Origin of the sequence: Pseudoalteromonas sp. 68 DY56-GL68 (assembly GCF_041414825.1) — a bacterium.
GTDB lineage: Bacteria > Pseudomonadota > Gammaproteobacteria > Enterobacterales > Alteromonadaceae > Pseudoalteromonas.
The window spans coordinates 1-14,824 of sequence record NZ_JAOCZL010000001.1; the positions used below are offsets into that span (position 1 = coordinate 1).

The window sequence follows — 14,824 nt, forward strand, 5'->3', positions numbered from 1 at the left end:
TTCAGCGTCTTTCGTTGCTGCCCGCCGTGTCAGTGGGGTCGCATTATAGGGAGATGGATTTTTTACGCAAGCACTTTTTTCAATAAAATTTAAAAAAAACTGCTGTTCGCTCAGCTTTTGAACTAAACACCCTAAAACTGGGTGTTTTGCAGTCAATTTAGGCCTGTTTTGGTGTATTTATTTGCTTCGCTGTTACACTAGACTGAGCGCATTTTAAAATTAAAAGGTGAATTTATGACTATCCGTTCTTATAAAGGGATCACTCCGACATACGATAATAGTGTTTATATTGATGAGTCATCGGTTTTAGTCGGTGATATTACGCTTGGTAAAGATTCAAGTGTATGGCCTCTTGTTGCTGCGCGAGGTGATGTTAACTATATACGTATCGGTGAACGTACGAACATTCAAGATGGCAGTGTTTTACATTTAACACGTGCCTCTAAGTCAAACCCCGATGGCTACCCTCTTCTTATTGGTGATGATGTCACTGTTGGTCATAAAGTTATGCTACACGGCTGCCAACTTGGTAATCGTATACTTGTTGGGATGGGTGCAATTGTGATGGACAATGCTACTGTTGAAGATGATGTGATCATTGGTGGTGGTTCGCTGGTACCACCTAACAAGCGTTTAGAGTCAGGCTATCTCTATGTAGGTAGCCCTGTTAAGCAGGCTCGCCCTTTAACAGAGCAAGAGCGCGCCTTTTTAAAAATATCTGCAGATAATTATGTTCAGCTTAAAGATGAATACTTAGCAGAGGGCTAAAACACCTCGGTTAATTCGATTTGTCCTGCCGAGTTATACTGCTCATCTTCGATCAGTTGCTCGGCGAGCTCTTCATAATCGAAACGATAAGATTCAAAGTAATTAACCGCACTGCTTTGATCAGCAAAATCATACTTGCTGGTATCAATAACACACTCCACCATCAAGCCACTTACTTGTGCGAAGAATACCAACTGTTTTTCTTCAGGCTTAAACTCGAGTCGCTCTATAAATTGGATAGCTTGATTCACGCAATTTCTCCTGCTTTAAGCGCGCTAACAACGGGAATGATTTCTGGCATTTTATTGCGCCATACAAAATAAGCTTGTGCCGCTTGGCCAACCAACATGCCACAGCCATCAAGTGTTAAACATGTCGGGTTAATCGACTTAACCCAACTGATAAATGCAGTATCGTCATTGGCGTAAAACATATCGTAAGCGCACTGACACTTAGCAACATACTCTTCTGCTATACCAGGCAGGTCTCCAGTAACGCTACTTGAGGTTGAATTAATCACCACATCATAGTTGTTTTCTGGGATATCATTCAAAGCAAAGCCCTGCACATCAATTTCACCATTAAAATGACTCGCTAGCGCCTTTGCTTTTTCGGCGGTACGGTTGGCTATTGTTAAGCTTTCGATTTGCTCATTCAATAATGGCTGAATGACGCCTCGTGCCGCACCACCTGCTCCGATAAGAAGTACTCGCAGCCCTTTTAAGGTGACATTATTGGCTAAAAGATCTTTAACAAGCCCTACACCATCCGTGTTATCACCCAGTAGGCTACCATCTTCGAGTTGTTTAATAGTGTTTACTGCTCCGGCTATTTTCGCTTGCTCTGTAAGTTCATCGACCATGGCAAACGCTTGCTCTTTAAATGGCAAAGTGACATTAGCCCCTTTACCACCCGCAGCGAAAAACTCAGCGACAGTTTTTTCAAATGCATCTGTTGGTGCTAAAATGGCGCTGTATTGTATTTGCTCGTTTAATGATGCAGCAAATTGTGCGTGTATTGCGGGTGATTTCGAATGTTTGATTGGATTTCCAAAAACCGCGTATTTGTCCATAGTGAAGCAACCTCTTCGCCCTGTAGAGCTTTATTAATATTATGATTAAACGACTTTTTTCCAAATCGAAACCAACGCCTGAAACACCTACTCCAGAAAAAACACCTTACGAAATTATTGGCGGTGAAGCAGGCGCTCGAGCAATTGCAAATCGATTTTACGACATAATGGCCACAGATGAATACGCCAAACCATTATATGATATGCATCCTCAGCCTTTAGATAGAATTCGCCAAGTATTCTTTGAGTTTTTATCTGGCTGGCTGGGCGGCCCTGACCTATTCGTTGAAAAATATGGTCACCCAATGCTAAGAAAGCGTCACATGCCTTTCCCTATTGATCAAGACCTACGTGACCAATGGATGCATTGTATGAATAAAACGCTCGATATCGAAATTGATAACCCACTACTTCGCGAAGGATTAAGACAATCGTTATCGCAACTCGCAAGCCATATGATCAATCAACATTAAGCTTGAGTTATATCAATGTATGCTTTTTCTAAATAAAGATAATACTCTTTCCTTAGTTTAGAAAAAGCGTCGTTGAATGAAGTCTATCCAATTTAAAATTTATGCCTTGTTAGCACTGACAGGCGTATTAGTATTATTTGCCAGCATATTTAGCAGCGCCCAGCAACAACACGAATTAGCGCAAGATACCGTTGAAAGTAACATAAAATTACTTGCTGATAATTACTTTGATTCTATTAATACCATGATGCTCACAGGCACCATGGCAAACCGTGAAATTCTTAGCAACAAGCTTAGAAGCCATCCAAATATCAAAGATGCACATATTATTCGCAGCTCCATCGTTAATAAAATTTATGGACCAGGCAATGCCAATCAAGTTGCCACAACCGATACAGAACATGCAGCACTGGCGGGTACAGAAGCATTATATATAGATAACAGCAACAGTACGATGACCTATCTTAAACCTATGTTTGCTAGCAGTGACTATAAAGGAACGAACTGTTTAGGATGCCATCAAGCGCAAGAAGGCGATGTGCTTGGGGTAGTTAAAATCAGTTATTCATTAGCCGACATTGAACACGAAGTATCACAAAATACGTTAATGAACACTTTCCTACTCGCTACTATATTCATAACTGCGTTCTCTTTATTAGCAGTCATGTTTAGAAAAGTATTTATTAAGCGCTTGAAGATGATTAGCCATACGATGCACTTGGCAACCACCAACAAAGATTTAAGCCTTAAAATTGATGATGATAATAACGATGAACTTAGCTCACTCGCCACCAGCTTTAATCAAATGATTGGTGCGTTTAAAGATAATATTGCCCAGGTATCGCACTCATCAAAAGTACTAATCCATTCAGCGGAGAGTATATACACTTCAGCAGATGCCACCGAGCAAGCCATAATACAACAAAAGCAAGGCACTGACTCTGTTGCAGCGGCAATAAATGAACTTGAAAGCTCATCAAGTGAAGTAAAAAATACAACGCATTTTGCATCTGAAAAATCAGAACACAGTAATCAACTTGCGCAGCAAAGCTTGCAAGTTGCCGAGCATACCGAGCATAGCATTAACCAACTGGCGACAGATGTCCGTGCAGCCGCAGATCAAGTCTCTGAACTTCAGGCGCAAACTTTAGAAGTCGGTAAAGTATTAGAAGTTATCAGTAGTATTGCTGAGCAAACTAACTTACTTGCGCTTAATGCTGCTATTGAAGCAGCACGAGCAGGTGAAGCCGGCCGTGGTTTTGCTGTCGTGGCAGATGAAGTTAGAACGCTCGCGAATAGAACTCATGACTCCACTGATGAAATTCGCCGAACAATAGATAAGCTACAGAGCGAAGCGGCACAAACGGTTAGCACTATGAATAATTCATGTGAAGAAGCTGATGAACGTGCTGTACAAGTTAAGCAAGTTGCTAAAGCCTTGCGTGATATTTCTTTGCAAATGAGTGAAATAAATCAACTCAATGTACAAATAGCCGATGCCACCGAGCAGCAAAACCTTGCCGCAGAAGAAATAAACAGGAGTGTGGTCGCTATAAGTGATAACGCAGAGCATTCGTTGGTTGATGCTCATGAAAATCAAAAAGTCAGTGAAGAGCTCTTATCATTAGCACGCTCTTTAGATGAGCAAGTTAGACGCTTTAAATTTAACTAGGTAAAATACTGAACGTGCAGGTTGTCACCTTTATATAAAGTGACAACCTAAGCACTTTAAAGCTGCCATTCACGCGCAACTAACTCAGATTCCTTTGTATTTAGCCATTCTTGTGGTCTTAAGTAATATTGATAAAGCTTGGCTTCAGGACTATCTTCAACAGGGGTATAACTATACTCCCAACGAGCGAGTGGTGGCATAGACATTAAAATCGATTCTGTCCGTCCCCCAGTTTGTAGACCAAATAAAGTACCACGATCCCATACTAGGTTAAATTCAACGTAGCGGCCACGACGGTAAAGCTGAAAATCTCGTTGCTGCTCTGTAATTGGCGTATTTTTACGACGCTCAATTATAGGTAAGTAAGCATCTAAAAAGCCATTTCCAACAGCTTGCATAAAAGCAAAACTCTGCGCAAAACCGAGCTCATTTAAATCATCAAAGAATAAACCACCTACCCCACGTGTTTCGCCGCGGTGCTTTAAATAAAAATACTCATCACACCATGTTTTATACTTATCATACACGTCTTCACCAAATGGCTGACATAAGTCACTTGCTACTTGATGCCAGTGCTGTACATCGTCGAACACAGGATAAAAAGGTGTTAAATCAAAACCACCTCCGAACCACCAAATTGGTTCCTCGCCTTCTTTTTCAGCAATAAAGAAACGCACGTTAGCGTGGCTAGTTGGAATGTGTGGATTATTAGGATGGATCACCAATGACACACCGCAAGCATGAAAACTACGACCAGCGAGCTCTGGACGATGCGCAGTTGCAGAGGCTGGCATTGAAGCGCCAAACACATGCGAGTAATTTACCCCGCCCTGCTCAATGATATTACCACCTTGGATAACACGAGTACGGCCACCGCCGCCTTCTGCTCGTTGCCAATTATCTTCAACAAACTTTGCGTTGCCGTCAGCATTTTCAAGGCCTGCACAAATTGTGTCTTGTAAAGCCATTAAATAGGTTTTTACTTGTTCGAGTAACTCGCTTTGCATGTTTATCCTCTGAATACTTTTCCGGTCATTGCATCTTTAATTACACTGGGGTTCGTGTTCCCACCTAGTGGCTCATCAACATAAAAATCGACGCTATCAACAAATTCGCTTTTTGCTTGCGTGATGCTCATTACTGTTGGTTGGCCGGTTAAATTTGCACTTGTTGAAACCAGTGGTTTACCAAATTGCTGGCACAGTTTTTTTACTGTTGGATGGTTCGTTACACGCACAGCAATAGTATCAAACTGACCTGTTAACCATTTTGGTGTCTGCTTTGCGGCTGGCATTACCCACGTAATCGCCCCTGGCCACTGCGAGAAGATATCTGCCCGCTTATCCATTGGGATTTTAGCATCATCAACATACTTTAATAACTGACCATAATTATCAGCAATTAAAATTAAGCCTTTTTCAATTGGACGCTGTTTAATTGCTAAAAGCTTTTCTACAGCTGCTTGGTTATCAGGGTCACAACCAAGACCAAATACAGCTTCAGTTGGATAAACAATCACACCGCCTTGGTTTAAGGCTTCAATAGGATTGGCTGGTTGAGCAACAGGATCGGACAAGAATATCTCCTAACTATAATAGGGAACGAATATGTTAAGACTCTGCAAGCTTATGCATACAGGCTTTTTGTGGGCATTGTAACACAACGCCCGATGCAGTTTTCTTCTCTGTCATTATAGGCCAATCACAAGCGGGACATGTCTTAGACACAGGTTTGTTATTAAGGGTATATTTGCAACGAGGATAACAGTCGCATGAATAGAATGTTTTACCAAATTTATTGCTACGGGAAACCAACTGGCCTTTTTTGCATTTTGGGCAGCTAGGAAGCGCCTCTGAATCACCGGGCTCTTCATCATGCGCAATATAATGGCAATCAGGATAGCCTGTGCAACCAATGAACATGCCATAGCGGCCATTTTTAATTACCAATGGCTTGCTACACTCAGGACAAGCACTGTCTTCGAGTACTTTAATTTGTTGACTATCATGATGAGCCAAAGGACGAATAAAATCACACTTAGGGTAGCTTGCACAGCCTAAAAAAGGCCCTGACTTTGAATTTCGCATGACCAATTCAGAACCACATTTAGGGCAAACCTCATATTCTTTCTCTAATGCGTGTTTATCTGCAGAAAAAAGAGAATGATCGATTTTACTCATAAGGTTCCTGTTAGGCTGGCTAATTTTCGCCTAATATACCCAAACTCAACAAAGATACAAGCAAAGTCGAACTAATGAAGCACATCAGCAGGCTCGTCAAAGATCAAATCTTCCATTTGTGCATATGCTTGCTCAGATCCTGGCACATTAAACAGCACCATTAACACCACCCATTTTAAGTCTTCAAGTAAAATAAACGGTTTATCAAGTGCGCATAATCTATCTATTACCATTTCACGCGTAATGCTATTTATGACGCCTATTTGCTCAATAAACATTAAAAAGCCGCGGCACTCAGTGCACAGCATTTGGCATTCACTGTCGGTATAAATACGCATAGCATGTTGTGGCTGCGCGTTTAGGTACGGATACACGTCACTTTGCTGCAAGTCAGCCAATTGCTCAAGCCAGTCAAGTGCTTTATAAATTTCAGGTTTATTAAACCCAGCTCGAACCAACTCATCAGTAAGCTCGTTCTCTTCAGTAAAAATTTCAGCTTCACTATGGATATAGTTTTCAAAAAGATACATGAGGATGTCAAACATGTTTATGTCCTCCAAGTCTTATATAGCCATCTAGCACTCGCTCTACTTTATCTGCGAGCTCTAGGTCAAGTAACCGAGCTTGTACTTCATCAACAGGTAACTGAGTGCGTTGAGTAATAACATCGACACTTGTTACCTCGAACCCGATACTTTGAAACACGGGACAGTCGTGTTCTTCGATGATGGGCTCTTCTGTTATATATAGACTGTTTTCACAAAAAAAGCTCACTTCATCAAGAATATCACTTATATTTTCGACTAATTTAGCACCTTGCTTTATCAAAAAATGGCTAGCTTCTGAAAGCGGATTTTTAATTGAGCCGGGCACTGCAAAAACATCCTTATTTTGCTCAAGTGCATAACGTACAGTGACTAAAGAGCCGCTTTTTATTTGTGCTTCGACAATTAGAACACCAAGTGAAAGACCTGATATTATTCTATTTCTACGAGGAAAGTTTGCTGCATTAGCAGCTGTACCAGGCAAGAACTCCGATATAAGCAATCCGCGTTCTGCTACCTGCTTTGTCAGTAGTTTATGACGTTTAGGGTAAGTAATATCTAACCCTGTACCAAGCACAGCAATGGTTTTTCCAGAACCAGCCAGAGCCCCTTTATGTGCCGCACCATCAATGCCAAGTGCCATACCAGAAGTGACTGTAATGCCTGCACAACTTAATTGGTGTGCAAATTCAGCGGCGATCTCGAGCCCCGTAGGAGTTGCATGTCGGCTGCCAACAATCGCAACTTGTGGTGAAGTTAAAAGTTCAATATTCCCCACACAAAATAGTAATAAAGGTGCACTGGCAATTTCCTTTAACTGTGTGGGATAGTGATCATCAAAGTAACAAATGGTGGTTATTTGGTAAGCATGAATAAGTTCTTCGTAGTAAGCGACTTTTTGCCAATCGGTATTAGCGAGATTATCAGCTTGGTTTTTTGTTAAACCTAAATTCTGCAGCTGTGTACTTGTAAGCGAAAAAAGCTCACTTAAGATGTGGTTTTGGGCCAATGCTATAAGGCTTTTAATTCCCAGCCCTTTACATAAATAAAAGGCAAGCCAATGAGATAGCTTGCCTGAAACCTGTTCCATGCTCCCTCCTTAGAGCATCCTGAGTGTGGGTTAGTTTATGACAGCATAGTCACCAACTCGAATAGGATGCTGATTTTTCACAATCAATGCATAGCTCACGTTATCGTATACCTTAAACACCATGAGTTCGCCTACTTTCTCTTTAGGCATGTGCCATACCTTGCTATCTTTGTCTGCTTCCACACCAAAGTACTCATTGGTATCTGTGATTAGCTTCTCAAGACTCGTTGAGTCTTCACGATAACGAGGGCCACTTCGACCATCAAATACCTCTGGAGATTGACGTTTAATATCAAGTACAAAACCAGGCTTGACCTGTTCTGCACCTAAATTTAAAACAACAATATCCATGGTGCTAAATTCTCGCAGCTCACTTGCTGACGCGATAATTGTACCGTTCAGCTCACCTTCTGGACGTTTCATATTGAAATAGGCTGGTAACATTTGTCCATCCATTGCAGGCATTAAGAAATCATTCGGTTTAATTTCTTGTTTTACCATCTCAATCTTAACGGACGCTGGTACACCATGTTCAACATCACCACTTCTAAAGGCACGTACAATTGCAACTAATTCAGCTTTATTGGCTAACACTTCATTTGTATTAGGGTCTACTAACTCATTTCCTTTACGATAAACGCCATATGCTTCATTTAAATTTAAATTACCTTTCACATAAAGAATATGACCCATGGTATTCATTTTTGTATTCACACTAGCACCTAAAATATATGGCTTATCTGCCATAACCTGACGATCAACTGCTTGCTCGTAGGTCAAATATGGGCGCAGTAGTTCAAGGGGTAATGTGGGTACAGCCTGTTTACCTTTAGGTGTAATACGCCCTTCTGGAGAGAGTTTTTTATACCGGCTATTTTTAACTAAACGCGGTTTTCCATCTTTATCGTAAATTAAAGTAAGTGCATCACCTGGGTATATTAAATGAGGGTTGGCTATTTGAGGGTTCATTTGCCATAGCTCTGGCCATTGCCATGGATGATTAAGATATATACCTGATATATCCCAAAGCGTGTCCCCTTTTTTTACAACATATTGTTTTGGAGCATCTTTTTTTATTGTTAACACATCAGCTGCTGCTGAAAATGCACAGCTAATGGCTAATAAAGCCGCAACTAACGGATATTTCATTTGGCTTCCTAGTGTTGTTTTTAGATTATTATCAACCAAAACCTGTTAAAGGTGAACACGAATGGCTAAAATAAAAGCATACAATACCCTAAATGAATCACAAGTGTAAAAGGTAACTATGGCTAGGTTAGATGTTTTAAGATTTCCGGATGAGCGTTTACGTACAATCGCGAAAGAAGTACCAGAAGTAAACGATGATGTTCGTCAAATCGTCAAAGACATGCTTGAAACTATGTATGACGAGAACGGTATCGGCTTAGCAGCAACGCAAGTAGATATCCACCAGCGAATTGTGGTCATCGATGTCTCAGAAGAGCGCGACCAACCGCTAGTATTAATCAACCCAGAAATCACCAAAAAAGATGGCTCAACGGTGAGTGAAGAAGGTTGTTTATCTGTGCCTTATTCTTATGCGAAAGTTGACCGTGCAGAAACAGTGACTGTTAAAGCACTGAATGAAAATGGTGAGGAATTCAGCCTAGACGCTGACGAGCTATTAGCGATTTGTATTCAGCATGAGCTTGATCACCTAAAAGGCACTCTATTTATTGATTATTTATCGCCTCTAAAGCGCCAACGTATCCGTAAGAAGCTTGAGAAAGAAGCGAAGCTGGCAGCTAAATCATAAATTAATCAATAGGAATACCTGTGACACAACCATTACGTATTATTTTTGCTGGTACGCCGGATTTCGCCGCGCGCCACTTACAAGCCTTAATAGACTCAGAGCATGATATTGTTGGTGTTTATAGCCAACCAGATCGCCCTGCTGGCCGTGGCAAAAAGCTTAAAGCCAGTGAAGTAAAAGAACTCGCACTTGCTCATGATTTACCTGTATTTCAACCGCAATCACTAAAATCAGATAAAGCACTTGCAGAGCTTACAAGCCTGAACGCCGATATTATGATTGTAGTGGCATACGGCTTACTGCTACCAAAAGCAATTTTAGATGCACCGCGCTTAGGCTGCTTAAACGTGCATGGTTCTATTTTACCACGCTGGCGTGGTGCTGCACCAATTCAACGCGCTATTTGGGCTGGCGACAGTGAAACCGGTGTAACAATAATGCAAATGGACGAGGGATTAGATACAGGCGATATGCTACACATCAGCCGCTGCCCTATTGATAACACAGAAACCAGTAGTTCTTTATACGATAAACTGGCTGCACTTGGACCTGATGCTCTGATCAGTACTATAAATCGTCTCGCTGCAGGTGAAATCACCCCAGAAAAGCAAGATGACGCACTAGCAAATTACGCCAAGAAGCTATCAAAAGACGAAGCTAATATTGATTGGTCAATGGATGCTGCGCAAATTGAGCGTAATATCCGTGCCTTTAATCCATGGCCTGTTTGCTTTACTGAAATGGCAGGACAAACGGTAAAAATTTGGCAAGCTGAAGTTGTATCGCAAACTGCACAAGCAGGTAAAATCATTGCTGCTGATAAGCAAGGTATTACCGTTGGCTGTGGACAAGATGCACTTAAAATCACCCTTCTTCAACCACAAGGTAAAAAACCAATGGCTGTAACTGACTTTTTAAATGGTCGCAGTGATTGGGTAGCGCCTGGCTCAGTATTAGGTCAAAGCAATGAGTAATGTAAGAGCACTGGCTGCTGAAACCCTCTACAACGTGGTCGATAAAGGCGCATCGCTAAATCAAGAGTTGCCTTTTGCAAGCCAAGGTTTATCACCGAAAGATAAAGCCCTACTGCAACAAATTTGCTACGGTGTGCTGCGCTATTTACCTAGTTTAGAGAATTATTGCCAACAACTTTTAGATCAACCGCTAAAAGGTAAGCGCCGTATTTTCCAGTTCTTGTTGTATGTAGGTATTTACCAACTTCAACATATGCGTGTACCGCCTCATGCAGCAATCAGCGAAACAGTAAACGCACTTCAGCAAATGCGTGCACTGGGTTTAAAAGGCCTGATTAACGCTATTTTACGCAGTTTCCAACGTGAACAAGCTGAACTTGAAGAGAAAGCGAAGCAAATTCCGGTTTGCAGATTTAACCACCCTGGTTGGTTCATCAAACAAGTAACCGCTGCCTACCCTGACAACTGGCAAGAAATCCTTGAAGCTAATCAGCTACAAGCACCTATGTGGTTACGTGTAAACCAATCGCAATACAGCACCCAAGAATACAGCGAAATGCTTAAAGCAAATGATATTGAGCATACCCTTAATGCTGATTTTCCTGATGGTATTAAACTAGCAAAACCATGTGATGTATACGCATTACCAGAATTTGATACCGGTGCCTGCTCAGTTCAAGATGCCGCGGCACAATTAGCAGCACGCTTTTTAGATCCACAAAATGATGATGTCATTTTAGATGCGTGTGCAGCGCCAGGTGGTAAAACGTGCCATATCCTAGAGCTTGCCGATGCTGATGTATTAGCACTTGATAGCGACAGCGAACGCCTAGAACGTGTTAAACAAAACTTAGTGCGTATTGGTTTAGCTGCTGATCTACAATGTGCCGATGCTTCACAACCTCACATCTGGTGGGATGAGCAGCAATTCGACCGTATCTTGCTTGATGTGCCTTGTTCAGCTACTGGCGTGATCCGTCGTCACCCTGATATTAAATGGTTACGTCGTGCATCTGATATTGAAGATCTGGCTAATTTACAAGGCGATATCCTAAATAGTATCTGGCCTCTACTTAAGCCAGGTGGTACGTTAGTTTATGCGACCTGCTCTGTATTACCGCAAGAGAACCAACAACAAGTTGCTAAGTTCCTTGCCAATAATCCAAGTGCTGAACACATACCTCTGCATGAAAACGACACCCCGACTTTACCTGGCCTACAATTACTGCCTGGTGAAAGTGACGGTTTCTATTATGCAAAGCTAGTTAAAAAACACTAATAAGAACACGCTATGAAAATAATCATACTCGGTGCCGGACAAGTTGGTGGCACATTGGCAGAAAACCTCGTAGGTGAGCAAAATGAGATCACCGTTGTTGATATCGACGGTAACCGTTTGCGAGAGCTACAAGATAAGTACGACTTACAAGGTGTTACTGGCCACAGTGCGCATCCCGATGTATTGCGTCGCGCAGGTGCAGAAGACGCCGATATGATTATTGCCGTAACCAGTTCTGATGAAGTGAACATGGTTGCTTGCCAAGTTGCTTATAGTATTTTTAACACGCCAACCAAAATTGCCCGTATTCGCTCAGAGCAATACTTAAAGTACCGTGAAAAGTTATTCCATAACGATGACTTACCTGTTGACCACTACATTGCTCCAGAAGCACTCGTTACTAAGTATATTCGTCGCTTAATCGACTACCCGGGTGCTTTACAGGTATTACAATTTGCCGATGGCATGCTATCGCTGGTTGCGGTGAAAGCCTATTACGGTGGTTTGCTGGTGGGTTATGCGCTTTCAGCCTTGAAAGAACACATCCCGAATGTCGAAACCCGTGTAGCGGCTATTTACCGTCAAGGTAAAGCGATTAAACCGCTTGGCACAACCGTTATCGAAGCGGATGATGAAGTGTTTTTTATCGCTGCAACAAAGCATATTCGAGCAGTCATGAATGAACTTCAAAAACTCGAACGTTCATACAAAAAAATCATGATTGCCGGTGGTGGTAATATCGGTGCGGGCCTTGCGCGTTCACTTGAGAAAAACCACAGCGTTAAGCTGCTTGAGCGCAATAAAGAGCGCGCAGCCCAGCTATCTGAAATGCTTGATAACACCGTCGTATTTTGTGGCGATGCCTCCGATCAAGAACTGCTCTCTGAAGAACATATTGAGCAAGTGGATGTATTCATCGCAGTGACTAACGACGATGAAGCAAACATTATGTCTGCGATGCTGGCAAAGCGCATGGGCGCACAAAAAACCATGGTGCTTATTCAGCGTGGTGCTTATGTTGACTTAGTACAAGGTGGTGAAATTGATATTGCTATTTCACCTCAGCAAGCCACTATATCGGCGCTGTTAACACATGTTCGCCGTGGTGACATCGTTAATGTTTATTCGTTACGTAAAGGCGCTGCGGAAGCCATTGAGGCTGTCGCTCACGGTGATGAGCATACTTCTAAAGTTGTTGGCCGAGCAATTGCTGATATCAAACTACCCGCAGGAACAACCATTGGCGCGATTGTGCGTAACGATGATGTACTGATTGCCCATGACGATACAGTGATTCAATCGGGAGATCATGTGATTATGTTCTTAATCGATAAGAAACATATTACGGTTGTTGAAAAGCTATTCCAAGTAAGCGCTATATTCCTTTAGTGTTTGGCATAAAAAAAGCAGCAAATCTTAATGATTTAGCTGCTTTACGACTCTTGAAGTGAAAAAACTTAACTATTGAATCTGTGCAAATTCTTCTTTAGAAAGCTCACCATTGCCATCAGTATCTAACTCTGGGAATAGCTTCTCTAGTTGCACATTTGCTGATGCTTCTTCTTTACTGATAACACCATCACTGTTAGTGTCAAACGTTGAGAAGCTTACACCTTGTGCAAATGCCGCTGATGAAGTTGCTAGTGCTAAAATTGCAAGTGTTGTATTGATCTGTTTCATAATAATTACCTTCATTTTTTAAGAGTGAAATCCGTTTCTGAGATCCCTGTTCAATGGAAACTGGTTAATTGCGAGTTTGTTTTACTCTGCTTCTGAAAATTCGGCTTCAGTGAGTACGCCATCGCCATCTACATCAAGGGTTTTAAATTGCGCCATGATGTTAGCATCGACAGATGCTTCGCTTTGACTGATAACACCATCTCCGTCTACATCTAATGTATCGAAATCTGTGCCTGCAAATGCTGCTGACGAAGAGGCTAATGCGATAAGTGCTAGTGCTTTGTTAACTGTTTTCATAATCATAATCCTTCAATATCTACTCAAAAAAGTGTTAGCTGATCACACTCTCCTTGCTATCCTTTATCATGGATTCCCTTATCCATTTAGGTTGTCTTTGGCAACTCAGAACTAATCAGCTAAATTAATGGGTTTACTAAATACATCATTAAGCTTTAGAGAACTCTTCTTTTGATAACTCACCGTTACCGTCTGTATCAAGTTCTGTGAAAATACTCATTAACTCTGCATCAACTGATGCTTCGCTTTGGCTGATGGCACCGTTTCCATCCACATCTAATGTGTCAAAATCGCTCATTGCAAATGCTGCAGATGAAGATACAAGTGCGACTAGTGCTAATGTTTTATTTACTGTATTCATAATGTTATTCCTTCAAAGTGTGTTGTCTTGTATAGAAAATCCTTTTCAGAGTTTCCCTACTGTAAAATTATGCTTTTGCGAATTCTTCTTCAGAAAGTTCGCCGTTGCCATCTGTGTCTAATTCTTTAAACTGACTCATTAAAGTTGCATCAACTGACGCTTCACTTTGGCTAATTACACCATCGTCGTTAACATCAAGTGTTTCGAAATCTGTCGCTGCAAATGCTGCTGAAGAAGATACTAGAGCTAAAAGTGCAAATGTTTTGTTTACTGTTTTCATAATCACTATTCCTTCAATGTTGTCTTAACTGTGTTAGAGGTGTGAAACTTCTAATCACTTTTCTCTGTGTTCGCTAAGACTATTTCAACTTCGATGCCAAAGTTTAAAATTCCTTATTTTTCATTTAGTTAAAGAGAATTCGGTGATTTTACGAGGAAAATGAGCTAATTTTCTGTTGCTTTTTAGCAACACACATAAAGCTTAAAAAATTATTTCTTTATTAATCATGAAGTTAAAAAATATAAAACAGAGACATTGAGTGCAATTAGCTACCTAAACACTAAAAATGTTCGAACGTGAGTCTAAACCTTGTATGAACGGTGAAAATAATAAAAATAAATAAAAATATTTTTTAAATTTAACTAGCTGATTTATT

General features: G+C 41.2%; 19 protein-coding genes. 7 read left to right on the plus strand and 12 right to left on the minus strand.

Annotated elements, in window-relative coordinates; genetic code table 11:
* Positions 1–234: 234 nt before the first annotated feature.
* Positions 235–768 carry a gamma carbonic anhydrase family protein gene (locus NYF15_RS00005; RefSeq protein WP_371352362.1) on the plus strand — a complete coding sequence of 178 codons (534 nt, stop codon included), beginning with the start codon at positions 235–237 and terminating at the stop codon, positions 766–768.
* Here the strand turns inward: NYF15_RS00005 and NYF15_RS00010 are convergent.
* Positions 765–1,019 carry a DUF1488 domain-containing protein gene (locus NYF15_RS00010; protein WP_130149227.1) on the minus strand — a complete coding sequence of 85 codons (255 nt, stop codon included), beginning with the start codon at positions 1,017–1,019 and terminating at the stop codon, positions 765–767. The two genes, NYF15_RS00005 and NYF15_RS00010, sit on opposite strands and share 4 nt — an antisense overlap.
* Positions 1,016–1,840 carry a shikimate dehydrogenase gene (gene aroE, locus NYF15_RS00015; protein WP_371352363.1) on the minus strand — a complete coding sequence of 275 codons (825 nt, stop codon included), beginning with the start codon at positions 1,838–1,840 and terminating at the stop codon, positions 1,016–1,018. The genes NYF15_RS00010 and aroE overlap by 4 nt, the downstream gene beginning before the upstream one ends.
* 41 nt (positions 1,841–1,881) lie before the next feature.
* On the opposite strand from aroE, the gene NYF15_RS00020 reads away from it, so the two are divergent.
* Both NYF15_RS00020 and NYF15_RS00025 read left to right on the plus strand, forming a co-directional pair.
* A complete protein-coding gene (locus NYF15_RS00020) occupies positions 1,882–2,313 on the plus strand; it encodes a group II truncated hemoglobin (RefSeq protein WP_062568430.1) in 432 nt (143 codons plus the stop codon).
* Between the two features lie 76 nt (positions 2,314–2,389).
* A complete protein-coding gene (locus NYF15_RS00025) occupies positions 2,390–3,985 on the plus strand; it encodes a methyl-accepting chemotaxis protein (protein WP_130149229.1) in 1,596 nt (531 codons plus the stop codon).
* A 56-nt stretch (positions 3,986–4,041) separates the two neighbouring features.
* Here the strand turns inward: NYF15_RS00025 and hemF are convergent, their stop codons facing one another.
* The 6 genes from hemF to NYF15_RS00055 form a co-directional block, all read right to left on the minus strand.
* Positions 4,042–4,992, minus strand: coding sequence for an oxygen-dependent coproporphyrinogen oxidase (hemF, locus tag NYF15_RS00030; protein ID WP_371352364.1), 951 nt, complete (start codon positions 4,990–4,992; stop codon positions 4,042–4,044).
* Between the two features lie 2 nt (positions 4,993–4,994).
* Positions 4,995–5,561 (minus strand): L-threonylcarbamoyladenylate synthase, encoded by a 567-nt coding sequence (locus tag NYF15_RS00035; protein ID WP_237120492.1) that lies wholly within the window; start codon positions 5,559–5,561, stop codon positions 4,995–4,997.
* A gap of 34 nt (positions 5,562–5,595) precedes the next feature.
* Complete coding sequence (locus tag NYF15_RS00040) at positions 5,596–6,165, minus strand: type I DNA topoisomerase (RefSeq protein WP_130149231.1); 570 nt, start codon at positions 6,163–6,165, stop codon at positions 5,596–5,598.
* A gap of 71 nt (positions 6,166–6,236) precedes the next feature.
* A complete protein-coding gene (locus NYF15_RS00045; RefSeq protein ID WP_062568435.1) occupies positions 6,237–6,710 on the minus strand; it encodes a DUF494 family protein in 474 nt (157 codons plus the stop codon).
* The gene (gene dprA, locus NYF15_RS00050) at positions 6,703–7,800 is read right to left on the minus strand and encodes a DNA-processing protein DprA (protein ID WP_371352365.1); all 1,098 of its coding nucleotides are present in this window, start codon (positions 7,798–7,800) and stop codon (positions 6,703–6,705) included. The genes NYF15_RS00045 and dprA overlap by 8 nt, the downstream gene beginning before the upstream one ends.
* 30 nt (positions 7,801–7,830) lie before the next feature.
* The gene (locus NYF15_RS00055; RefSeq protein WP_371352366.1) at positions 7,831–8,949 is read right to left on the minus strand and encodes a LysM peptidoglycan-binding domain-containing protein; all 1,119 of its coding nucleotides are present in this window, start codon (positions 8,947–8,949) and stop codon (positions 7,831–7,833) included.
* Positions 8,950–9,067: 118 nt separating this feature from the next.
* Here NYF15_RS00055 and def point away from each other — a divergent pair, with 118 nt between their 5' ends.
* Genes def through trkA form a run of 4 tightly spaced genes read left to right on the plus strand, consistent with a single transcriptional unit; the run spans position 9,068 to position 13,219 of the window.
* Entirely contained in the window at positions 9,068–9,577 is a 510-nt protein-coding gene (gene def / locus NYF15_RS00060) for a peptide deformylase (protein WP_062568438.1), read from the plus strand.
* Positions 9,578–9,597: 20 nt separating this feature from the next.
* Positions 9,598–10,551, plus strand: coding sequence for a methionyl-tRNA formyltransferase (gene fmt / locus NYF15_RS00065; protein ID WP_371352367.1), 954 nt, complete (start codon positions 9,598–9,600; stop codon positions 10,549–10,551).
* Entirely contained in the window at positions 10,544–11,830 is a 1,287-nt protein-coding gene (gene rsmB, locus NYF15_RS00070; RefSeq protein ID WP_371352368.1) for a 16S rRNA (cytosine(967)-C(5))-methyltransferase RsmB, read from the plus strand. The genes fmt and rsmB overlap by 8 nt, the downstream gene beginning before the upstream one ends.
* A gap of 12 nt (positions 11,831–11,842) precedes the next feature.
* Positions 11,843–13,219 (plus strand): Trk system potassium transporter TrkA, encoded by a 1,377-nt coding sequence (trkA, locus tag NYF15_RS00075; protein WP_054563775.1) that lies wholly within the window; start codon positions 11,843–11,845, stop codon positions 13,217–13,219.
* A gap of 72 nt (positions 13,220–13,291) precedes the next feature.
* On the opposite strand, the gene NYF15_RS00080 is transcribed toward trkA, so the two are convergent.
* The 4 genes from NYF15_RS00080 to NYF15_RS00095 form a co-directional block, all read right to left on the minus strand.
* Complete coding sequence (locus tag NYF15_RS00080; protein ID WP_062568441.1) at positions 13,292–13,510, minus strand: EF-hand domain-containing protein; 219 nt, start codon at positions 13,508–13,510, stop codon at positions 13,292–13,294.
* A gap of 81 nt (positions 13,511–13,591) precedes the next feature.
* Positions 13,592–13,807: an EF-hand domain-containing protein gene (locus NYF15_RS00085; RefSeq protein ID WP_062568442.1), complete on the minus strand. Its 216-nt coding sequence runs from the start codon at positions 13,805–13,807 to the stop codon at positions 13,592–13,594.
* A gap of 148 nt (positions 13,808–13,955) precedes the next feature.
* Positions 13,956–14,168: an EF-hand domain-containing protein gene (locus tag NYF15_RS00090; protein ID WP_062568443.1), complete on the minus strand. Its 213-nt coding sequence runs from the start codon at positions 14,166–14,168 to the stop codon at positions 13,956–13,958.
* A gap of 67 nt (positions 14,169–14,235) precedes the next feature.
* Positions 14,236–14,448, minus strand: a complete 213-nt coding sequence (locus tag NYF15_RS00095) for a calmodulin (protein WP_371352369.1) — start codon at positions 14,446–14,448, stop codon at positions 14,236–14,238.
* Between the last annotated feature and the right edge of the window lie 376 nt (positions 14,449–14,824).